The sequence below is a fragment of the Streptomyces sp. WAC 06738 genome (genome assembly GCF_003945505.1).
Taxonomy (GTDB): domain Bacteria; phylum Actinomycetota; class Actinomycetes; order Streptomycetales; family Streptomycetaceae; genus Streptomyces.
In genome coordinates, this window is sequence record NZ_CP029618.1 from 4,019,548 (window position 1) to 4,041,152 (window position 21,605).

The 21,605-nt window shown below is 75.0% G+C and carries 16 protein-coding genes and 1 pseudogene; 13 read left to right on the plus strand and 4 right to left on the minus strand.

What is annotated here, in order from left to right; genetic code table 11:
* From DMB38_RS17385 to DMB38_RS17415, 7 genes and pseudogenes are all read left to right on the plus strand, one after another.
* Complete coding sequence (locus tag DMB38_RS17385) at window positions 1-915, plus strand: DUF6457 domain-containing protein (RefSeq protein ID WP_125935957.1); 915 nt, start codon at window positions 1-3, stop codon at window positions 913-915.
* On the plus strand, window positions 912-3,056 hold the full coding sequence (locus DMB38_RS17390) for a molybdopterin molybdotransferase MoeA (RefSeq protein ID WP_240662327.1): 2,145 nt from the start codon (window positions 912-914) through the stop codon (window positions 3,054-3,056). The genes DMB38_RS17385 and DMB38_RS17390 overlap by 4 nt, the downstream gene beginning before the upstream one ends.
* Window positions 3,011-4,057, plus strand: a pseudogene (locus DMB38_RS17395) (potassium channel family protein); the annotation flags it as partial. The gene DMB38_RS17390 and the pseudogene DMB38_RS17395, both read left to right, overlap by 46 nt.
* A 274-nt stretch (window positions 4,058-4,331) precedes the next feature.
* A complete protein-coding gene (locus DMB38_RS17400) occupies window positions 4,332-5,309 on the plus strand; it encodes an NAD(P)H-quinone oxidoreductase (protein WP_047016845.1) in 978 nt (325 codons plus the stop codon).
* A 117-nt stretch (window positions 5,310-5,426) separates the two neighbouring features.
* Window positions 5,427-6,665, plus strand: a complete 1,239-nt coding sequence (locus tag DMB38_RS36150) for a hypothetical protein (RefSeq protein ID WP_164716029.1) — start codon at window positions 5,427-5,429, stop codon at window positions 6,663-6,665.
* A gap of 238 nt (window positions 6,666-6,903) precedes the next feature.
* Window positions 6,904-7,425, plus strand: coding sequence for a GNAT family N-acetyltransferase (locus tag DMB38_RS17410; RefSeq protein WP_125939096.1), 522 nt, complete (start codon window positions 6,904-6,906; stop codon window positions 7,423-7,425).
* A 115-nt stretch (window positions 7,426-7,540) separates the two neighbouring features.
* Window positions 7,541-8,107: a bacterial proteasome activator family protein gene (locus DMB38_RS17415; RefSeq protein WP_125935959.1), complete on the plus strand. Its 567-nt coding sequence runs from the start codon at window positions 7,541-7,543 to the stop codon at window positions 8,105-8,107.
* An 86-nt stretch (window positions 8,108-8,193) separates the two neighbouring features.
* Here the strand turns inward: DMB38_RS17415 and DMB38_RS17420 are convergent, their stop codons facing one another.
* Entirely contained in the window at window positions 8,194-9,849 is a 1,656-nt protein-coding gene (locus DMB38_RS17420) for a protein kinase (RefSeq protein ID WP_125935960.1), read from the minus strand.
* 382 nt (window positions 9,850-10,231) lie between these two features.
* Between DMB38_RS17420 and DMB38_RS17425 the strand changes: the two genes are divergently transcribed.
* The gene (locus tag DMB38_RS17425) at window positions 10,232-11,875 is read left to right on the plus strand and encodes a protein kinase (RefSeq protein WP_047016850.1); all 1,644 of its coding nucleotides are present in this window, start codon (window positions 10,232-10,234) and stop codon (window positions 11,873-11,875) included.
* Between the two features lie 65 nt (window positions 11,876-11,940).
* Here the strand turns inward: DMB38_RS17425 and DMB38_RS17430 are convergent, their stop codons facing one another.
* The gene (locus DMB38_RS17430) at window positions 11,941-12,633 is read right to left on the minus strand and encodes a response regulator transcription factor (RefSeq protein ID WP_125935961.1); all 693 of its coding nucleotides are present in this window, start codon (window positions 12,631-12,633) and stop codon (window positions 11,941-11,943) included.
* 353 nt (window positions 12,634-12,986) lie between these two features.
* Here DMB38_RS17430 and pdhA point away from each other — a divergent pair, with 353 nt between their 5' ends.
* The 5 genes from pdhA (at window position 12,987) to DMB38_RS17455 (ending at window position 19,109) form a co-directional block, all read left to right on the plus strand.
* Window positions 12,987-14,444 carry a pyruvate dehydrogenase (acetyl-transferring) E1 component subunit alpha gene (gene pdhA, locus DMB38_RS17435; protein WP_125935962.1) on the plus strand — a complete coding sequence of 486 codons (1,458 nt, stop codon included), beginning with the start codon at window positions 12,987-12,989 and terminating at the stop codon, window positions 14,442-14,444.
* Window positions 14,445-14,446: 2 nt separating this feature from the next.
* Complete coding sequence (locus DMB38_RS17440; RefSeq protein WP_047016853.1) at window positions 14,447-15,427, plus strand: alpha-ketoacid dehydrogenase subunit beta; 981 nt, start codon at window positions 14,447-14,449, stop codon at window positions 15,425-15,427.
* 21 nt (window positions 15,428-15,448) lie between these two features.
* On the plus strand, window positions 15,449-16,999 hold the full coding sequence (locus DMB38_RS17445) for a dihydrolipoamide acetyltransferase family protein (protein WP_125939097.1): 1,551 nt from the start codon (window positions 15,449-15,451) through the stop codon (window positions 16,997-16,999).
* 137 nt (window positions 17,000-17,136) lie between these two features.
* Complete coding sequence (locus tag DMB38_RS17450; RefSeq protein ID WP_047016854.1) at window positions 17,137-17,799, plus strand: GntR family transcriptional regulator; 663 nt, start codon at window positions 17,137-17,139, stop codon at window positions 17,797-17,799.
* Entirely contained in the window at window positions 17,796-19,109 is a 1,314-nt protein-coding gene (locus DMB38_RS17455; protein WP_125935963.1) for an MFS transporter, read from the plus strand. Before DMB38_RS17450 ends, DMB38_RS17455 begins: the two co-directional genes overlap by 4 nt.
* 266 nt (window positions 19,110-19,375) lie before the next feature.
* On the opposite strand, the gene DMB38_RS17460 is transcribed toward DMB38_RS17455, so the two are convergent.
* Both DMB38_RS17460 and DMB38_RS17465 read right to left on the minus strand, forming a co-directional pair.
* Window positions 19,376-20,500 carry a rod shape-determining protein gene (locus DMB38_RS17460; RefSeq protein WP_125935964.1) on the minus strand — a complete coding sequence of 375 codons (1,125 nt, stop codon included), beginning with the start codon at window positions 20,498-20,500 and terminating at the stop codon, window positions 19,376-19,378.
* Window positions 20,501-20,714: 214 nt separating this feature from the next.
* Window positions 20,715-21,539 carry a maleylpyruvate isomerase family mycothiol-dependent enzyme gene (locus DMB38_RS17465; RefSeq protein ID WP_125935965.1) on the minus strand — a complete coding sequence of 275 codons (825 nt, stop codon included), beginning with the start codon at window positions 21,537-21,539 and terminating at the stop codon, window positions 20,715-20,717.
* Window positions 21,540-21,605 lie beyond the last annotated feature (66 nt).

Below are 21,605 nucleotides of genomic sequence, written 5' to 3' on the forward strand. Positions count from 1 at the left end.
ATGGAGGAGTCCGGTGGTACGGGGTCCGGGGCGGCGCACGCGGGTGCGGGCGCCGGGGCGGCCGGGGCGTACGCCGCCGTCGTGCTCGCCGGAGGCGCCGCACGGCGGCTGGGCGGGGTCGACAAGATGGCCCTGCGCGTCGGCGGGCGGACCCTGCTGGACCGGGTGTTGCGCGCGTGCCGCGGCGCCGGGCAGACCGTCGTCGTGGGGCCCCGGCGTCCCACGGTCCGGCCGGTGACGTGGACCCGCGAGGCGCCGCCAGGCGGCGGCCCCGTCGCCGCGCTGGCCGCCGCGCTGCCGTTCACCTCCGCCGATACCGTCGTGCTGCTCTCCGCCGACCTGCCGTTCCTGGACGACGGCACGGTCCGCACCCTCCGCGCATCGCTCGCGGCGGCCGGCGACGGCGTGGACGGGGCGATGCTCGTGGACGGCGCCGGGCGCGACCAGCCGCTGGTCGCGGCGTACCGGAGCGAGTCGCTGCGGCGCGGCCTCGCGCTGCTTGCCGTCGAGTACGGAGGGGTCGCCGGGCTGCCGCTGCGGCTGCTCACCGGGGAGCTGACGCTCGTCCGGTCGGCATCCGGTGCCACGTTCGACTGCGACACCTGGGAAGATCTGGCCACGGCCAGGGACCGGATCAGGGAGCATGGGCACGTGCTGGATGAATGGCTCGCAGCGGTGAAGGAAGAACTCGGTCTCGACACCGAGGTGGACACCCGCGTCCTGCTCGACCTCGCGCGCGACGCCGCGCACGGAGTGGCCCGCCCCGCGGCGCCGTTGACGACGTTCCTCGTCGGCTACGCGGCGGGGCGGGCCGGCGGCGGCCCCGAGGCGGTCGCGGAAGCGGCGCGCAAGGTCACGGCGCTGACGGAGCGGTGGGCGGAGGAGGCGGCCGAGGAGGGCCGGTCGGGCACATGACGTCTGGTCGGCGCGGCGACCGGCGCACCCCGAGGACGGGCGCCGGAAGCGGCAGCGGGAACGGGAGCGACGGCGAAAGCGGGGCCCGCGGCGACGAGTTCGCGGACGCGCTGGCGCTGGCGAACGACCGCCGCGACCTGGCCGCCACCTACGGCGACGCCTTCACCCTCGCCGACACCCCGCCGCCCGAGGCTCCCGCCGGCCGCGTCCGGCCGGGTACGTCCCGGGAGGGGGCGCGCACGGACGAGTTCGGCGACGCCCTGGCGTTCACGGACCGGAACGGCCCGGACGGCGCTGCCGCGCGCGGTGCGACGGGTCGTCGCGCCGAGGGGCGCGCTGCCGGTGCACGTCCGGACCGTGGTCCCCGGGAGCGCGGGGACGGTTTCGGCGCGCCTGCGGCGCGTACAAGTCCGGGGCCTCGCGCCGAGGGGCGCGTGACCGGCGGGGGTCGTGGAGGTGCCCCGGGTTCTGAGCCGGGCGCCGGGGACGGGCCCGCCGTGCCGGGGGCAGGGGCAGGCTCCGGGCGCCGCGGGCCTCGCCTGGCGCGTGAGGGCTCCGACCGCAACCCCCGGGAAAGCGGCGGCGACTCCGCCGCAGCCTCTCCCCGTACGGGCCCGGGGCCGCGCCCCGACGGGCGTGCGGGCTCCGACGGCGCCGGTGCGCCCGCGGCGCGTACCGGATCGGGGCGCGGCGGGGATCCGCTGGACGTCGCCCTCGGGCTCGCCGGGCGCGCCCGGCCGGAGCCGGGCGACCCGCGCGGGCTGTCCTGGGACGCCGCCCGCCGGGTGGCCGTGCGGTCCGGGCGGCGGCTGGGTGCCGTCGCGGTGCCGGTGGCCGGGGCGTACGGGCAGGTGCTCGCCGAACCGCTCAGGGCGCTCGCCGACCTGCCCCCCTTCGACACCTCCGCCATGGACGGCTACGCCGTCGCGGGGCCGGGCCCCTGGCGGCTCGACGCCTCCGGCCAGGGCATCCTCGCCGGCCACGCCGCCCACCCCGCGCTGCCCGACGGCCACGCCGTCCGCATCGCGACCGGCGCCCGCGTCCCGCCCGGCGCCACCGGCGTCCTCCGCTCCGAGCACGCCGAACTCCGCGACGACGGCAGCCTCTACGCCACCGGGGCCACCGCCGCCCAGGACGTCCGCACCGGCCAGGACATCCGCCCCCGCGGCCAGGAGTGCCGCGCGGGCGCCGAGTTGCTGCCCGCCGGCGAGCGCGTCACCCCCGCCGTCCTCGGGCTCGCCGCCGCCGCGGGCCACGACGAGCTGCGCGTCGTCCGCCGCCCCCGCGTCGAGATCCTCGTCCTCGGCGCCGAGTTGCTGCACCGCGGCCTGCCCCGCGAGGGCCGGATCCGCGACGCGCTCGGCCCGATGCTGGAGCCGTGGCTGCGCGCGTGCGGCGCCGAGCCGTTCGTCACCCGGCGCCTGGGGGACGACGCGGAGCTGCTGTACGAGGCCGTCGCCACGTCCACCGCGGACGTCGTCGTCACCACCGGCGGCACCGCCGCGGGCCCGGTCGACCACGTCCACGGCACCCTGCGCCGCCTCAAGGCGGACCTCGTCGTCGACGGCGTCGCGGTACGGCCGGGGCACCCGATGCTGCTCGCGGTGCTGCCGACCGGTGCCCACGTCGTGGGGCTGCCCGGCAACCCGCTGGCGGCGGTCTCCGGGCTCCTCACGCTCGCCGAGCCGCTGGTGCGCGTGCTCGGCGGCGCACCCGTGCCGGAGCCGCCCGAGGCGGTGCTCACCGCGGACGTGAAGGGGCACCCGACGGACACCCGGCTGGTGCCGGTCGCCCTGGAGCAGGGCGCGCACGCACCCGCGGCGCACCGGCCCGCGTGTACCGAGCGCTCCGCGCCCACCGCACCCGCCGCGCAGATCCCGCCCCCGGGCGCCCAGCGCCCGGCACGTACCCCCGCGCGCGGCGCCCACGCCGCGCCCGTCCGCGCCGCGGCCTCCGGCGCCCCCTACCTCGCCGCGCGCCCCCTGCGCTTCACGGGACCCGCCATGCTCCGCGGCCTCGCCGTCGCCGACGCCCTCGCCGTCGTCCCGCCCGGCGGCGCCCCCGCCGGCACTCCCGTACGCGTCCTCCGCCTCCCCTGGGCCGCCACCCCCGCGGCCGCGACCCCGGCAGGCTCCGCGTGAAATACCCCGACCAACGCGTCGCCCTGCCCCGCCGCCCCCGCGCCCCGCTGCGCCAGGTCGGCGGCCGCATCCTGGCCGCGCTCTTCGTCCTCGGCCTCGCGATCTTCGTCGTCTACCTCGGCCGCGACGGCTACCACGACAACGCCGGCGGCAAGGTCGGCCTGCTGGACGCCGCGTACTACGCGACCGTCTCGCTCTCCACCACCGGCTACGGCGACATCGTCCCCGCCACCCCGGGCACCCGGCTCACCACGGTCCTCGTGGTGACCCCGCTGCGCGTGCTCTTCCTGATCATCCTCGTCGGCACCACCCTTGAGGTGCTCACCGAGCGCACCCGCCAGCAGTGGCGGCTCGATCGCTGGAGGTCCACGTTGCGCGATCACACCGTCATCGTCGGCTACGGCACGAAGGGCCGCTCCGCGCTGCAGACGCTGCGCGCGAAGGGGCTCGACAAGAGCCAGGTCGTGATCATCGACCCGAGCAGCAAGGTCATCGAGGCGGCCAACGCCGACGGCTTCGCCGGCGTCGTCGGCGACGCGACGCGCTCCGCCGTGCTGCTGCGCGCCGAGGGACAGCGGGCCGCGCAGTTCGTCATCTCGCCGCAGCGCGACGACACGGCGGTGCTGGTGACGCTGACGGTCCGGCAGTTGAACCCGCGGGCCAAGATCGTGACGGCGGTGCGGGAGGAGGAGAACGCCCCGCTGCTGCGCCAGTCCGGCGCGGACGCGGTGATCACCAGCTCCAGCGCGGCGGGCCGGCTCCTCGGCCTGTCGGTGCTGAGCCCCAGCGCGGGCACGGTGCTGGAGGACCTGATCGTGCAGGGCTCGGGGCTGGATCTCATCGAGCGCCCGGCGACCAAGGCGGAGTCGGGCCTCCACCCGCGCGAGACCGACGACTTGGTGGTGGCGGTCAAGCGCGGGCACCGGCTGATGGCGTACGACGATCCGGACGTCGGCCGGCTGGAGATGACGGACCGTCTGATCACCATCAGCCGGGCCGCCGGACCTGCGACGACGCCGGAGAAGGAGCGCATAGTCACCCGCGAGGGTGGCTGGGACCTGGGCGGGCGCCGGGACCGCGGCTACCGGGACTACGAGGACATCCGCGACCCCCGCGACCCCCGCGGCGCCAGGGGCTACGGCGCGCACGGGGAGTTGGGCGGCGTGGACCGGGGCCGCGACCGGGACCGCGACCGCGGCCGGAACCGGAACGGCGACCGCGGTCCGGGGGAGGACGGGGGCGGCACGGACGACGCGGAGTAGTAGCGTCCACTCCATGCATGCCATCACCATCTCAGAGCCAGGCGGCCCCGATTCGCTCGTCTGGGCCGAGGTCCCCGACCCCGTGCCGGCGGAAGGCGAAGTGCTGATCGAGGTGGCCGCCGCCGGCGTGAACCGCGCCGACGTGCTGCAGCGCCAGGGGTTCTACGAGCCGCCCGCCGGGGCATCCCCGTACCCGGGACTGGAGTGCGCCGGCCGGATCGCCGCGCTCGGCGCCGGCGTGGCCGGCTGGCAGGTCGGCGACGAGGTGTGCGCGCTGCTCGCCGGCGGCGGGTACGCGGAGCTGGTCGCGGTGCCCGCCGGGCAACTGCTGCCCGTACCGCGCGGGCACGACGCCGTCACCGCCGCCGCGCTGCCCGAAGTGGCGTGCACGGTCTGGTCGAACGTGTTCATGATCGCGCATCTGCGCCCCGGCGAGACGCTGCTCGTGCACGGCGGCGGCAGCGGCATCGGCACGATGGCGGTGCAACTGGCCAAGGCGGTCGGCGCCCGGGTGGCGGTGACGGCGGGCAGCGTGGAGAAGCTGGAGTACTGCCGCGAACTGGGCGCGGACGTGCTGATCAACTACCGCGAGCAGGACTTCGTCAAGGAGGTGCGGGCCGCCACGGGGGGCGCGGGCGCGGACGTGATCCTGGACATCGTCGGGGCCGCGTATCTGGCGCAGAACGTGAAGGCGCTGGCGGTCAACGGCCGGATCGCGGTGATCGGGCTGCAGGGCGGCGCGAAGGGGGAGCTGAACCTCGGGGCGCTGCTGGCCAAGCGCGGGGCGATCACGGCGACCTCGCTCCGGGGGCGGCCGCCGGGCGAGAAGGCGGCGATCGTGGCGGCGGTACGGGAGCACGTGTGGCCGCTGGTGGAGGCGGACCGGGTGCGGCCGATCGTGGACCGGACGCTGCCGGTGCAGCAGGCGGGGGAGGCGCACCGGGTGATGGAGTCGAGCGCGCACGTGGGGAAGCTGCTGCTGACGACGTGAGGGACGGGCGGTGCGCCGTGCGGGTGGGTACCCGTACGGCGTAGCCCCGAATGTCGGCTTTATTGGCTTATGTGACTCTGGTCACGTCAGCACTGCCGGCACGGAAGGGTCCCCGCCGTGGCTGCTCCCGCACGTCGCCTGCGCCTCGCGGCCGGGGTGGTGGCGGTGACGCTGTGGCAGGGGGTGGTGGCGGGGCAGGCGGTCGTGTACGGGGTGAGCGAGGCGGCGCCGACCGGAACCCCGCACGAGACGCCACGGGCCGTCACGGCGGCGCAGCCCGCCCGTCTCGCCGGCCCTCCGGCGAGCGCCGCAGCCCTCCGCGGCCCCGCCGCGCCGCCGCGGTACGCCGACTCCGCGGCCGGCCGCCCCGGCGCTGCGGACGGACGGCCCCGCGCGGCAGACGGCAGCCCCGGGCCCGCGGCCGGCCGCTCCCGCGGCGCAGCCGCCCGGCTCCGCGCGACCGACCTCCGACCGGGCGTCACGGACGACCGACCGGGGTCCGCACACCGCCGACCCGGCGCGACAGACGACCGGCCCGGCTCCGCAGCCGGCCGGTCCCGTATCGCGGACGCCCTCCGCGGCACCGCGGCGCGTCCTCCCGACGCGGACGCCGACGGCGAACCCGACCGCCCCCGCCGCCCCGGCGGCCTCGCCGGCAACGGCGCCGGCGAAGGACGCCGCCACCCCGGTCACCCCCACCCCGCTGCACCCCCCGGCGACATCACCGCACCACCCCGGCCCGAGCGCCCCGAGCGTCCTGACCGCCCCGAGCGTCCTGACCGCCCCGAGCGCCCTGACCGCCCCGAGCGCCCCGAGCGCCCCGAGCGCCCCGAGCGCCCTGACCGTCCCGACCGCCCGGACCGCCCGGACCGCCCGGACCGCCCCCAGCCTCCCGGCGAAGACCGCACCCCCCGCCCCGACTCCTCGGCACCGCACCGGGACCGTCCTGACCGCCCGCCGCGCTCCGACCGCTCCCCCGCGCCCACGCCCTCCCCCCACGGCAAGCGCCGCGACGCCGACCAGCCCCGCGCCGAACGCGACCGCCCCCGCAGCCCCCGCCCCCGTGCCTCCGCCCCCGGCGCCCGCCAGGCGGACCCGGACCACCCGCACGCCCGCCCGGTACCTCCCCGCGCCCCCGTCCCGTACCGCAGCAGCAACCCCCCGGTCCCCGGCACCGACCGCACCCCCGACCCGGCGCAGAGCCTCACCTTCGTCCCGGACGCCCAGGCCGACGCCGACGAACGCGTCCAGCGGCGCGGGTCCGGCACGGCGGACCGCGTCCTGCCCCTCGGCACGGGCATGACCCTCGTCGGCCTGGGCCTGGCGTACTTCGCCCTCCGCCTCCGCCGCCGCTGAGCCCGCAGCGCACGACTACGCTGCCCGCATGGACCCGGCGAAACCCACCAACGCCCAGGCCAACGCGCCCGGCGCCGATTCTCCGGCCCCGCCCCGCCTCCGCGACCGGCCACCCGGCGATGCCGGTGAGCCGGGCGTTGTCAGCGCAGGCGCATACCCTGGGGCGGGCGTGAGGGCGAGTGGGGCCGCGAGTGCCGCGAGTGCCGCGGACGAACTCACCCTCCTCGCCGCCCCCGCCCTGGCCGCCACCCCCGGCCTCGCCGCCGCTTTCCCCGCCGCCGCCCACCGGCTCCTCGCCGACCTCGTCCGCGACGGTGCCGCGCTCGGCTGGGTCGAGCCGCCGTCCGCCGCTGACGTGGCCGCGCTCCTCGACGACGTGTCCGCCGCCGCCCGCGCGGGCGACGCCGCGCTGCGTGCCGCGTACCTCGGCGACCGGCTCCTCGGCCTCGGCTACTGGCTCCGCTACGCCCGCCCCACCCACCGCCCGCACGCCGACCTGGAGAAGCTCGCGGTCGCCGCCGAGGCGCACGGCCGCGGGGTCGGCCGGGCGCTGGCCGCCGCGCTCGTCGCCGACGCGCGGGCCGCCGGCATCGAGGTGCTGACCCTCGACGCCCGCGGCGACAACGACGCCGCCCTGCGCCTGTACCGCTCGCTGGGCTTCACGGAGTACGGCAGGCTGCCCGGGTTCGTGGCCGTCGGGGAGCGCCGCTACGACAAGGTCTTCCACATGCTGGACCTCCGCCGTCCGCCGGACGGCTAGGCTGGTGGCGCGCCCAGCCCTCCGACCAGCGACCACACCCGACCGGACCCCGTCCGCCCCCGCCGCCCAAGATCCCGATACCCCCGGCGCCCGGCTCGTGCGCGACAATGGGCCTATGAATACTCCGAGCAACGAGCGCCCGCCCGAGACCCCCCAGGTGGTGGTGGTCGGACCCGACGGCATGGCACGCGGGACCGTCGCGCCGGGCGACGGCGGCGCGGACGAGGAGGGCCGCGAGATCCCGCTGACCGACAAGGTCGAGCAGCCGGCGAAGGTCATGCGCATCGGCAGCATGATCAAGCAGTTGCTGGAGGAGGTGCGGGCCGCGCCCCTGGACGAGGCGAGCCGCGCCCGGCTGAAGGAGATCCACTCCAGTTCCGTGAAGGAGCTGGAGGACGGCCTCGCGCCCGACCTGATCGACGAGCTGGAGCGGCTGACGCTGCCGTTCACCGACGAGACCGTGCCCACGGAGGCGGAGCTGCGCATCGCGCAGGCGCAGTTGGTCGGCTGGCTCGAAGGGCTCTTCCACGGCATCCAGACGACGCTCTTCGCCCAGCAGATGGCCGCGCGGGCGCAGTTGGAGCAGATGCGCCGGGCGCTGCCGGCCGGCGGCGGCCTCGGCGGCGACGACCAGGGCGAGATGGGTCCCGAGCACGGGCGCACCGGCGGCCCGTACCTCTGACGCGCGAGTCCCGGCCTCCACACGGCACCGGGCCGGTCCGTACCGCGGTACGGACCGGCCCGTAGTCCTGTGCGGGACGGGGCGTACTACTGCTTGTACCCCGTCGCGATGACCAGCTCCAGCTTGTCCTTCGACGGGTCGAAGTAGTCGTCGTACTCGTCGAAGTTCTGCTCCAGCACGGTGTCCTTGCCCCACAGCTCGTCGGGCTCCTCGTCCACCTCGTACGACCACTGCGCGGCGCGCAGGCACTCGCGCACCGACTGGTAGTCCTTGAAGGTGAAGTCCGGCACCCGGACCAGCTTCTCGTTCTGGGGGTCGGTCATCGGCTCCGTGCAGCGGGTCTTGTCGATCGTGCGGGAGCGGTCCGGCGGGATCATCTCGTTCTCGCCCTTGCCGCCGGCGTCGCCCTCGCCGCCGCTGTCGTCCCCGGGGCCGGCGGTCGGGTCGGAGGTGGGCTGCTCCGTCTGGCCGGTCGGCTTGGCCTCGGGGTCGCCGTCGTCGCCTCCGTTGAGGACGAGGATGATGGCGGTGGCCGCGATCACCACCATGGCGATGACGACGGTCAGCCCTATGACCGCGGCGTTCCGGTTCCCCTTGCCACCGCCGTGACCCCCGCCCGGCGCGCCCTGCGGGCTGAGCGAGTACGGCTGGGGCGTCGCGTACCCGCCGTGCGGCTGCTGCTGCTGAGGCTGCGGCGGGCCGAAGCCCTGCTGCTGCATCGGCTGGTACGGGGTGGGGGCGCCGGGCGGCGGCGAGTGGTACGGGTTGACCGGCGGGAAGACCGCCGAGCCGACCCCCGCGCCCGAGTCGCGCGCGTGCGCCCCCGCGACGACGGACGGCATCGCGCCCGGCGGCGTCATGCCGCCCGCCCGGCGCACCTCCTCGCGCATCTCCTCGGCGCTGCGGAACCGCTCGTCGGGGTTCTTGGCCAGCGCCCGCGCCACCAGCGCGTCGACCACCGGGGGCACCGTCATGTTGATCGACGACGGCGCCGGCGGCGGCTCCTGCACGTGCGCGTACGCGATGGCCAGCGGCGAGTCGGCGTCGAACGGCAGCCGGCCGGTCAGCAGCTCGAAGAGCATCACGCCCACCGAATACAGGTCGGAGCGGGCGTCGACGCCGCGGCCCAGGGCCTGTTCAGGGGAGAGGTACTGCGGGGTGCCGACGACCATGCCCGTCTGCGTCATCGACGTGACGCCCGACTGCACGGCGCGGGCGATGCCGAAGTCCATCACCTTGACCTGCTCGCGGCGCGTCATCATGACGTTCCCCGGCTTGATGTCGCGGTGGACGAGGCCCATCTCGTGGCTGGCGTCGAGCGCGGCCAGCACGTCCGAGACGATCCGCAGCGCCTTCTCCGTGGGCATCGCGCCGAACTGGGCCACGTCCTCGTCGAGCACCGAGCGCAGCGGGCGGCCCTCGACGTACTCCATGACGATGTACGGCACGGGGCCGCCGCCGTCGCCCGCGAAGCGGTCCTCGCCCGTGTCGAAGACGGAGACGACGTTCTGGTGCGACAGCCGGGCGACGGCCTGGGCCTCGCGGCGGAAGCGCTCGCGGAAGGAGTCCTCGCGGCCCAGCTCGGTGTGGAGCGTCTTCACCGCGACCTGGCGGTCGAGGACGGTGTCGTGGGCGAGGTGGACGGAGGCCATGCCGCCCGTGCCCAGCAGGTCGAGAAGCCGGTAGCGGCCGCCTCCCACGGATCGGCCGGCGTAGTCGTCCTGGCCGCCGTATTCGGTCATGCTGGATCTCCCCCGGGTGCCTGCCTGATGCAGAAAGTCTGCCTCAGGCAGAGGAGAGGTCAAGCGGGTTGCCCGTTCCGTGACCACCTGCCCCCTTGCGACGTCCCTTTGCACCCCCTTTACCCACCGCGTCCCCCGCCGCGCCCCCACCGCTTCACCCACGCTTCACCCACCGCGCACCGCCGCCCCTCCCGCCCCGCGGACCGCGCGCCCCTCCCCACCACCGGCCCCGTCCGGGATTTGCGTACGGACCCCCGGACCCGGTTGCATGTTCCGTTCAGCGGGATCCGGTGTCGGGGGCAGGAGGTAGCGTTCCCCGTAACCGGACAGACGACGGAACCACGACGAGACGACGACGAGACCAAACCACCGCGAGGAACTGATGTCACAGACGGAGCCCCCCGAGGAGCCGTCGGCGAACGGGCCGGGCCGCGGCGGTATGGCTGATTCTCCCGAGAACTGGGGGGTCGGCGGGCTCGTCGGGGACGGGCGCTACCGGCTGACCCGCCGCCTCGGCCGCGGCGGCATGGCCGAGGTCTTCGCCGCGGAGGACGTGCGCCTGGGCCGCGAGGTCGCGGTCAAGCTGCTCCGCAGCGACCTGGCCGAGGACCCGGTGTCCAAGGCCCGCTTCACGCGCGAGGCGCAGTCGGTCGCGGGCCTGAACCACCACGCGGTCGTCGCGGTGTACGACTCGGGGGAGGACCAGGTCGCCGGCAGCACCGTGCCGTACATCGTCATGGAGCTGGTCGAGGGCCGGACGATCAAGGAGCTGCTCACCGGCGCCGAGATCCCGCCGCCCGACCAGGCGCTGCTGATCATCTCGGGCGTGCTGGAGGCGCTGGCGTACAGCCACCAGCACAGCATCGTCCACCGCGACATCAAGCCGGCGAACGTCATCATCACCACCACCGGCGCGGTGAAGGTGATGGACTTCGGCATCGCCCGCGCGCTGCACGGCGCGGCCTCCACCATGACGCAGACCGGCATGGTCATGGGCACGCCGCAGTACCTCTCCCCGGAGCAGGCGCTCGGCCGGGCCGTCGACACCCGCTCCGACCTCTACGCGGTCGGCTGCCTGCTGTACGAGCTGCTGACCGGCCGCCCGCCGTTCATCGGCGAGACCCCCCTGGCCGTGGTCTACCAGCACGCGCAGGACAACGCCGTGCCGCCGTCCCAGATCAGCGAGGACGCGCCGCCGGAGCTGGACGGCCTGGTGATGCGGGCGCTGGCCAAGGAGCCCGAGGACCGCTTCCAGACCGCCGACGAGATGCTCGGCCTGCTGCAGTACGCGCTGCGCATGCTGCGCGACGTCGGCCCGCACACCGGCACGTGGGACACCGGCGCCGTCGCCGTCGGCGGTACGCCGCCGATGGGCACCCCGGCCGTCGGGGCCACCGCGGCTACCGCGGCGCTCGCCTCCGCGGGCGGCGACACCCCGCCGCGGATGCTGCGGCCCAGCGGCCCGGACGACGGCGGCTTCGACCCCGGCCCGCGCCGGGCGGGCCGCGGGCGCGGCAGGATGTGGGCGATCGCGGCGCTGGCGGTGGTCGCCATAGTGCTGGGCGTGGCCTTCGCGCTGAGCGGCGGGGACGACGAGAACAAGAAGCAGGCGCCGCCGACGCCGACGAAGCAGGAGCAGAGTCCGACGAAGGACAAGGAGAAGGAGGAGGACTCGCCCTCGCCCACGGAGGAAGAGCCGACGTACCACGACGACGAGCCGACGTGGGAGGAGACCTCCGAGCCTCCGCCCACCACCTCGCCGACGGACAGCCCGACCGGCACCGGCAGCCCCACGGGATCGCCCAGCGAGCCGACCGACGACGTCGGCGGCAGCACGAGCGAGGGCAGCGGCGGTACGACCGAGAGCGGCGGCAGCACGACGGGCGAGACCACCGGGGAGACGACCGGCGAGACCACGGGTGAGACCACCGGGGAGACGACGGGCGAGGTCGAGGGCGGCGAGATCGGCGGCGAGGTCGTCGACGGGGGCCAGGCCAACGGCGGCGCCGCCGGCACCGAAGGCTGAGCACCGAAGGCTGAGGGGGGGGCAGCCGCCCCTCCCGGCCCCGGCCGGGGTTTCCCACCCCGGCCCTACTCCTCCCGGAGCCTCTCCCGGTCGCCGCTGCCGCCCTGTTCCGCCTGGCGGCGGGCGACGTACGCCGCCGCCTGCGACCTGCGCTCCATGTTCAGCTTCGACAGCAGGCTGGAGACGTAGTTCTTGATCGTCTTCTCGGCCAGGTGCAGCCGCTCGCCGATGGCCCGGTTCGTCAGCCCCTCGCCGATCAGGTCGAGGATCCGGCGCTCCTGGTCCGTGAGCCCGGCCAGCCGCTCGTCCTCCCGGCCGCGCCCGCCGGCGCGCAGCCGCTCCAGCACCCGCGCCGTCGCCACCGGGTCGAGCAGCGACTTGCCGGCGGCCACGTCCCGTACGGCGGTGAGCAGCTCGTTGCCGCGGATGGCCTTCAGCACGTACCCGGACGCGCCCGCCATGATCGCGTCGAAGAGAGCCTCGTCGTCGGCGAACGAGGTGAGCATGAGGCACTTGATGCTCTCGTCCCGGGAGCGGATCTCGCGGCAGACCTCGACGCCGCTGCCGTCGGGCAGCCGCACGTCGAGCACGGCCACGTCGGGCCGGACCGCGGGGATGCGGACCAGCGCGTCGGCAGCGGTGCCGGCCTCGCCGACGACCTCGATGTCCGGCTCGGCCTGAAGCATCTCGTGTACCCCCCGACGGACCACTTCGTGGTCATCGAGTAGGAATACGGTGATTTTTCCGTCTATGCCCACTGTCCCAGTCTCACATACCGGGTCTTCCCGCGCTCAGGGCCGCCGGGATAACGTGCCAGTGTCCCGGCAGCCTGCGAGGCTGTGACCAGTGGACCTGATGCCGACGAGGCGAGCCGGCTCCTGCGTTACTAGGAAATCAAAGCAAAACCGCAGGTCAGGACCGCTTCGCGAAGCAGCGGACCACTGTGTAACGTGCCTGCCAGTGGGAAGGAATGCCGGGCGCCTGTCACCCCCGTCCCCATCGGTGCACCCACCCCGTGCACGTATGGGAATCGGGTGAGCCGCCCTCCGCTGCCGCGGGGGACCGAAGGCCACCGGCGATCCCGGGGGCCGGAGAGACGTCAGGAGAGACCGTGACCGAGAGCACTGCCGCGCGCGACCCGCGCCGCAGCAGCAAGCGCACCAGCGGGAGCGACGGCGGGAGCGCCGCCGCGACGGCAGCGCCCGGGACGCCCGCGGCGCCCGCGAAGAAGGCAGCGGCCAGGAAGACGCCGACCGGGAAGGCGACGGCGAACGCCAAGCCGCCCGCGAAGAAGGCCGCCGCCAAGAAGGCCGCCGCCAAGAAGACCGCGGCCAAGAAGACGGCCCCCGCGAAGAAGGCGGCCGGGGCCGCCGGGCCCGCGAAGAAGGCCGGGACCGCCCCGGCGGCGAAGAAGGCGAAGGCCGCCGGGAAGGCGACCGCATCCGCCGGCGCCCTGCCGCACGGCGACGGCGCCGCCGACGTCCCCGAGCTGGTCCAGCTCCTCACCCCCGAGGGCGAGCGCATCGAGCACCCCGAGTACGCGGTCGACCCGAGCCCGGAAGAGCTGCGCGGCCTCTACCGCGACATGGTCCTCACCCGCCGCTTCGACGCCGAGGCCGTCACCCTCCAGCGCCAGGGCGAGCTGGGCCTGTGGCCCTCGCTGCTCGGCCAGGAGGCCGCACAGGTCGGCTCGGGCCGGGCGACCCACGAGGACGACTACGTCTTCCCCACCTACCGCGAGCACGGCGTCGCCTGGTGCCGCGGCGTGGACCCGACGCTGCTGCTCGGCATGTTCCGCGGCGTGAACAACGGCGGCTGGGACCCGAACAGCAACAACTTCCAGCTCTACACGATCGTCATCGGCTCCCAGACGCTCCACGCCACCGGCTACGCCATGGGCGTCGCCAAGGACGGCGCCGACTCCGCCGTCGTGGCGTACTTCGGCGACGGCGCCTCCAGCCAGGGCGACGTCGCCGAGTCGTTCACCTTCGCCGCCGTCTACAACGCCCCGGTCGTCTTCTTCTGCCAGAACAACCAGTGGGCCATCTCCGAGCCCACCGAGCGCCAGAGCCGCGTCCCGCTCTACCGCCGCGCCGCCGGCTACGGCTTCCCCGGCGTCCGCGTCGACGGCAACGACGTGCTCGCCGTCCTCGCCGTCACCCGCAAGGCGCTGGAGCACGCCCGCTCCGGCCAGGGCCCGATGCTGATCGAGGCGTACACGTACCGCATGGGCGCCCACACCACGTCCGACGACCCCACCCGCTACCGCCGCGACGACGAGCGCGCCGCCTGGGAGGCCAAGGACCCGATCCTGCGGCTGCGCACCCTGCTGGAGCGGGAGGGCCTCGCCGACGCGGCGTTCTTCGCCGGGCTCGACGAGGAGAGCGACGCGCTGGCCAAGCGGGTGCGCGAGGCCATCAGGACCATGGCCGACCCGGACCCGATGGCCATGTTCGAGAACATCTACGCCGACGGGCACGCGCTCGTCGACGAGGAGCGGACGCAGTACGCGGCGTACCAGGCGTCCTTCGCGGACGAGGCGGGCGCCGCCGCCGGGAAGGGGCACTGACCATGGCGGTCGAGAAGATGGCGCTGGCCAAGGCGATCAACGCGTCGCTGCGCACGGCCATGGAGGACGACGCCAAGGTGCTCGTCATCGGCGAGGACGTCGGCAAGCTCGGCGGCGTCTTCCGCGTCACCGACGGGCTGCAGAAGGACTTCGGCGAGGACCGGGTCATCGACTCGCCGCTGGCCGAGTCCGGCATCGTCGGCACCGCGATCGGGCTGGCGCTGCGGGGTTACCGGCCGGTGGTGGAGATCCAGTTCGACGGGTTCGTCTTCCCCGCGTACGACCAGATCGTCACGCAGCTCGCGAAGATGCACGCGCGGGCGCTGGGCAGGGTCAAGCTGCCGGTCGTCATCCGGATCCCCTACGGCGGCGGCATCGGCGCGGTCGAGCACCACAGCGAGTCGCCGGAGGCGCTGTTCGCGCACGTGGCGGGGCTGAAGTGCGTCTCGCCCTCGACGCCGGCGGACGCGTACTGGATGCTCCAGCAGGCCATCCACAGCGACGACCCGGTGATCTTCTTCGAGCCCAAGCGGCGCTACTGGGACAAGGGCGAGGTCAACACCTCCGCGATCCCCGGCCCGCTGCACGAGGCGCGGGTCGCCCGGGAGGGCACGGACCTCACGCTCGCCGCGTACGGGCCGATGGTGAAGACGTGTCTGGAGGTCGCCTCCGCGGCCGCGGAGGAGGGCACGTCGCTGGAGGTCGTGGACCTGCGGTCGATGTCGCCGATCGACTTCGACACCCTGCAGCGCTCGGTGGAGAAGACCGGCAGGCTGGTCGTCGTGCACGAGGCCCCGGTGTTCTACGGGTCCGGCGGGGAGATCGCCGCACGCATCACGGAGCGGTGCTTCTACCATCTGGAGGCCCCGGTGCTGCGCGTCGGCGGCTTCCACGCGCCGTACCCGCCGGCGAGGCTGGAGGAGGAGTACCTCCCCAACCTGGACCGGGTGCTCGATGCCGTCGACCGCGCGCTTGCGTACTGAACAGGGAGCGTGTCCGTGACCATGAGCAACACCGCGCGCCTCCGCGAGTTCAGGCTGCCCGACGTGGGCGAGGGCCTGACCGAGGCGGAGATCCTCAAGTGGTACGTCCAGCCTGGCGACGCCGTGCACGACGGCATGGTGGTGTGCGAGGTGGAGACGGCGAAGGCGGCCGTCGAGCTGCCGATCCCGTACGACGGGGTGGTGCAGGAGATCCGCTTCGCCGAGGGCGACACGGTCGACGTCGGTACGCCGATCATCGCCGTCGACACGGAACCCGGGGCGGCCCCGGAAGCCGGGGAGCCCGCCGGCGGGACGGAGGCGGCGTCCGACGCCGCCGCCGCGCCGGACGGCGGTGACGCCGCGGCGGCCGGCGGCGCCCCCAAGCGGGAGCCGGTGCTCGTCGGCTACGGCGTGGCGCAGGGCTCGACGAAGCGCCGGCCGCGCAAGCCGCAGCCCGGTGCCGAGGCATCGGCGTCGATCCAGGGCGAGTTGAACGGCCGGGCGGCACCGCCGCCGCAGGCCGGCACCGGCACGGCTGCCCCCGCGGCCGGCCACGGCGCCACCGCCGCGGGCGGCATCACGGACATGCCGGGAGCAGACGTCTCCACCGCGGAGCCGGCCGCGCCCGCCGCCGCGGCACCCGACGCGCCCGCCGCGGGCGGTCGCGTGCTCGCCAAGCCGCCCGTGCGCAAGCTCGCCAAGGACCTCGGCGTCGACCTCGCCGCCGTCGTCCCCACCGGTGACGGCGGCGTCATCACCCGCGACGACGTCCACGCCGCCGCGGCACCGGCGCAGGCCGCGCCCGCGCGGCCCGTACCGGCCGCCGAGCCCGCCGCCCACCCGGCCCCCGCCGCGGAACCGGGGACCACCGCCCGCGAGACCCGGATCCCCATCAAGGGCGTCCGCAAGGCCACCGCCCAGGCGATGGTCGCGAGCGCCTTCACCGCGCCGCACGTCACGGAGTTCGTCAACGTCGACGTCACCCGCACGATGAAGCTCGTCCGGGAGCTGAAGGAGGACCCCGATCTCGCCGGGCTGCGGATCAACCCGCTGCTGATCGTCGCCAAGGCCCTGCTGCTGGCCATCCGGCGCAACCCCGAGGTGAACTCCGCCTGGGACGAGGAGCGTCAGGAGATCGTCCGCAGGCACTACGTGAACCTCGGTATCGCCGCGGCCACCCCCCGCGGCCTGATCGTGCCGAACATCAAGGACGCGCACGCCAGATCGCTCCCCGAGCTGGCCACCGAGCTGGCCGGGCTGGTGGCCACCGCCCGCGAGGGCAGGACGACGCCGGAGGCGATGCAGAACGGCTCGGTGACCATCACCAACGTCGGCGTCTTCGGCATCGACACCGGCACGCCGATCCTCAACCCCGGCGAGCCGGCGATCCTCGCCTTCGGCGCGATCAAGCAGCAGCCGTGGGTGCACAAGGGCAAGGTCAAGCCGCGGCACGTGACGACCCTCGCGCTCTCGTTCGACCACCGGCTGGTCGACGGGGAGTTGGGCTCGAAGGTGCTCGCGGACGTCGCGGCGGTCCTGGAGCGGCCGAAGCGGCTGCTCACCTGGGGCTGACCCCCGGCACGGCGCACGCCCCCGGTCCCCGTTCCCACGGGCGCCGGGGGCGTGCGCGTGCGTACGTACCCGTGAACTCCTGTCCGCATCGCGGACGGCGACGGCGTACGCATACGTGTTGTATCTATGCTGTGCGCATGCCGCCGAGCCCCGCCGCCCCCGCCAAGCCCGCGCCCGCCGCCGACCGCGTCTACGCCCACGTCAAACAAGGCGTGCTGGAACGGCGTTACGAGGGCGGCACGATGCTCACCGAGGGCGAGCTTGCCGACGCCGTCGGCGTCTCCCGCACGCCCGTGCGCGAGGCGCTGCTGCGGCTGCAGGCCGAGGGGCTGCTGGAGCTGTACCCGAAGAAGGGCGCGTTCGTCCTGCCCGTCTCCGCACAGGAGATCGCCGACGTCGTCGAGACCCGGATGCTCGTCGAGGAGCACGCCGCCCGCCGGTCCGTGCCCGCGCCCGCCGCGCTGCTCACCCGGCTCGAAGAGCTGCTGGAGGAGCAGCGCCGGCACGTCGAGGCCGACGACCGCGCCGCCGCGTCCGTCACCGACCGCTGCTTCCACGCCGAGATCGTCCGCAACGCGGGCAACGCCATCCTCGTCCGCCTCTACGACCAACTCCGCGACCGCCAGCTCCGCATGGGCGTCGCGCTCATGAACGCCCAGCCCGACCGCATGCGCCGTTCCCTCGCCGAGCACGCCGAGATCCTCCAGGCGCTGCGCAGCGGCAGCGCCGACACCGCCGCCGCCGCGGTGCACGGCCACGTCGCCTCCGTACGGGACCTGCTCCGCGGGGACCTGCGGTGACCGCCGTGCGCGCGGGGGGCGGCCGCGGTCTGCCCGGCGACCCGCCCGGCGGCCTGACGGCCGCCGCCATGTGGAGCCTCGGCGTCGCCGTCTACTTCGTCGCCGTCACGTACCGTACGAGCCTGGGCGTCGCCGGCATCGACGCCGCCGAGCGCTTCGACGTGGGCGCCTCCGCCCTGTCGGGCTTCTCCATACTCCAGCTCCTCGTCTACGCCGGGATGCAGATCCCCGTCGGCCTGCTCGTCGACCGGCTCGGCACGCGCCGGGTGCTGGCGATGGGCATCGTGCTCTACACGGCGGGGCAGTTCGGCTTCGCGCTCTCCGGCACGTACGGCACCGCACTCGCCTCCCGCGCGCTGCTCGGCTGCGGCGACGCGATGACGTTCATCAGCATCCTGCGGCTGGGCGCGCGCTGGTTCCCGGCCCGCCGCGGGCCGCTGATAGCGCAGCTCGCGGGGCTCGTCGGGATGGCGGGCAACCTGGTCTCGACGCTCGTACTCTCCCGCATGCTCCAGGAGTTCGGCTGGACCCCGACCTTCGCGGGCAGCGCGGTGGCCGGCGCGGTCATGCTCGTCCTCGTCCTCCTCTTCCTCCGCGACCAGCCCCGCGACTACGTGCCCCCGCCCCCGGAGGACCACCACGGCCGCGGCATCAGGGCGCAGATAACCGGCGCCTGGCGCGAGCCGGGCACCCGGCTGGGCTTCTGGGTGCACTTCACCACCCAGTTCCCGGCGATGGTCTTCCTGCTGCTGTGGGGGCTGCCGTTCCTCGTCGAGGCCCAGGGCGCGAGCCGCGCCGAGGCCGGCCAACTGCTGACGCTGCTGGTGCTCTCCAACATGGCGGTCGGCCTCGTCTACGGCCAGCTCGTCGCCCGGCACCACGCGGCCCGGCTGCCGCTCGCGCTGGGCACGGTGGCGGCGACGGCGCTGGTGTGGGGCACGGTACTGAGCTGGCCGGGGGCGCACGCGCCGGGCTGGCTGCTGGTGGTGCTCTGCTGCGTGCTGGGCGCGTGCGGGCCCGCGTCGATGATCGGTTTCGACTTCGCCCGCCCGGCGAACCCGCCGGAGCGGCTGGGCACGGCGTCCGGCATCGTCAACATGGGCGGCTTCACGGCGTCGATCACCACGCTGCTGGCGGTGGGCCTGCTGCTGGACGCGACGGGCGACCGCTACGGCATCGCCTTCGCGAGCATCTTCGTCCTGCAGATCCTGGGCATCACCCAGATCCTGCGCCTGCGCCGCCGAGCCCACCGCCGCGAACGCGAACGCCTGGTGGCGAGCCGCGTCTCGGCCGTCCACGTCCCCGCCTGAGGCGCGCCCGCGGCACGGCGCGCGGTCTTCGTATCGACCCCGCGTACAAGGAATCCGTACACCGCGTCCGCCTGATCCAGGAACACCAGCCCGCCATGGCCATGGGTGCCCGCTCCTTCATGGCCGCCCAGGCGCTGGCGGGCCGGCCGGCGGCCACCTGACCGCCGCGGCGATGCGTGCGCCGGAAAGAGCAATGCCCGAAACCTGTGGGTCGCGACGCCCATGCCGCCACTGACCCCGCAACACCGAACCCGGAGTCTGCGGTGTCAGTCCGTCGCCACCTCCGTGGCCACCTCGGGGGTCTGGTTCGGCTGCGGGGCCGGGTTGGCCGCCGGGGTGGGCTCGTGGAAGCCCGCGGGGCCCGAGGTCGCGTCGGGGATGGTCTCCGGCGGCGCGCCGTTCTCGATCATGGAGCCGAGGCCCACCACCGCCGCCACGTCCGGGCGTTCCGCGATGCGCACGGGCAGCCCCACCGACGTACGCAGCATCGTCTCCAGGCCCGGCATCGTCGCGCTCTCGCCCGCCAGCACGATCCCCCGGTCCCCGATGTCCGCCACCAGGTCCGGCGGGCAGCGGCGCAGCACCGAGCGGATCCCGTCCAGCACCGCCAGCATCGGCACCCCCGCCGCCTGCCCCACCGCCGCCGGGTCGACCTGGACCGTACGCGGGCGTCCCGAGACCACGTCGCGGCCGAGCACCTCCAGCGTCGCCGCGCCCTGCGCCCCGGCGAGCGAGAGGTCGCGGTGCACCTGGCTGACGGTGTGGCTGCGCAGCATCACCTCGTGGTTGATGCGCAGATGCTCCACCAGCGCCCGGTCCACCGCCTGCCCGCCCACCGGCACCTTCTCGGCGGCGACCACGTTGCCCAGCGACAGCACGGCGATCTGCGTCATCGCCGCACCGCACACCACGATCAGCGTGCCCTCCGCCGCCGGCACCGGCAGCCCGCAGCCCACCGCCGTGGCGATGAGGGTGTCGACGAGGATGACCCGCTTGGCGCCCAGCCCCGCCAGCGTGTCGATCATCGCCCGCTGCGTCAGCGGCTCGGCGTCGTGCGGGGTGCACGCCGCGGCCCGTAGCGAGGGGTGGAAGCGCCAGGATCTGCGGACCTTGGCGTGGATGAGGTGGCGGAGCATGCGCTGGGCCATCTCGATGTCGGTGATGCCGTTCGGCCCCACGGGCCGGACGACCTGGATGTGGTCGGGGGTACGGCCGGTCATCGCCTCGGCCTGCCCGCCGACGGCCACCAGGGCGCCGGTGTGGGAGTTGAGGGCGACGGCACTCGGCTCGTCCACGACGAGGCCGATGCCCCTGAGGTAGACGCGGGTGCGGGTGGCCCCGACGTCGACGGCGACGCTGCAACGGAGAAGCTGTTCCTGGCTGATGCTCACATGATCAGCCTGGGGCGGCCGGGCGCGGGGCGCCCGCCGGGCTGTGCCGGTCGGATGAGGGCTGCCCCCTTACGGGTGAGGAGGCGCGCCCGCCCCGGCCCGTACGGGCGATGCCGCAGGTGTCGTACGGACCGTCAGGTGTCGTACGGACCGTCAGGTGCCGTACGGCCGCGGGCCGGGCGCCGTGCCGGCCGTCAGGCCCTCGTCCCCGCCCTCAGTCCGTCACCGAGAAGTGCCGCAGGACCGTCTCCGCCAGGTGCGCGTCGCCCTCCACCTTCACCCGGTCCGCCGCCGCGGCCGCCCGCAGCCGGCCCGTGGCCAGCCACAGGTACGTCTCCCAGTCCGTCGTCAGCGTCACCGTCGGCCCGAGCGAGACGCTGCCGTCGATGGAGCCGTGGCCGTCCTCCCCGACCCGGACCGTCCGCATGAACTCCACCGGGCCCGTCACGTCCACGACCACGATCGACCCCGGCCGCGCCGCCGCGTCCTCGGCCACCACCTTCGGCAGCCGCGCCAGCAGCTCGTCGCGCACGAGGTGCGCGCCCGGCGAGTCGATGTTCCCCGGCTTGCCCAGCGCGCGGCGGATGTCCTGCTCGTGCACCCATATGTCGAAGGCGCGGTAGTGCGTCAGCTCCGCGAGCGTCATCTCGCTGCCGAACGCGCCGCGCACCTTGGCCTCCGGGGCGCGCTTCTCGTCGCGGAGCTGGCGCCGGCGGCGGATGAGCGTGTACTCGAGGTCGGCGGTCATCTCCGGCGCGGTGTGGTGGCGGCGCGTGTCGACCTGCACCTCGACGTAGCGCGCCTTCTCGCTGGTGATGTGCATGAGGTCGGCCGGCAGGTTGTGGATCGGCCGGGGGTCGCCCAGCGCCTCGCACTCGGCGCCGATGACGTGGGAGACGACATCCCGTACGGACCACCCCGGCAGTCCGCTTCGACCGCTCCACTCCCCCTCGGAGAGCGGTGCCACGAGTTCGGAAATGGCCTCGGCCGAGTGGGCCCAGGCATCGATGGACGGCTGGAGGCTGGAGTGGACGGTCACACTACCCCTTACGGGATCGTTCGCGAGATGCACGGCAGGCCCTAAGTTACGCTGCGCACGGGTGCC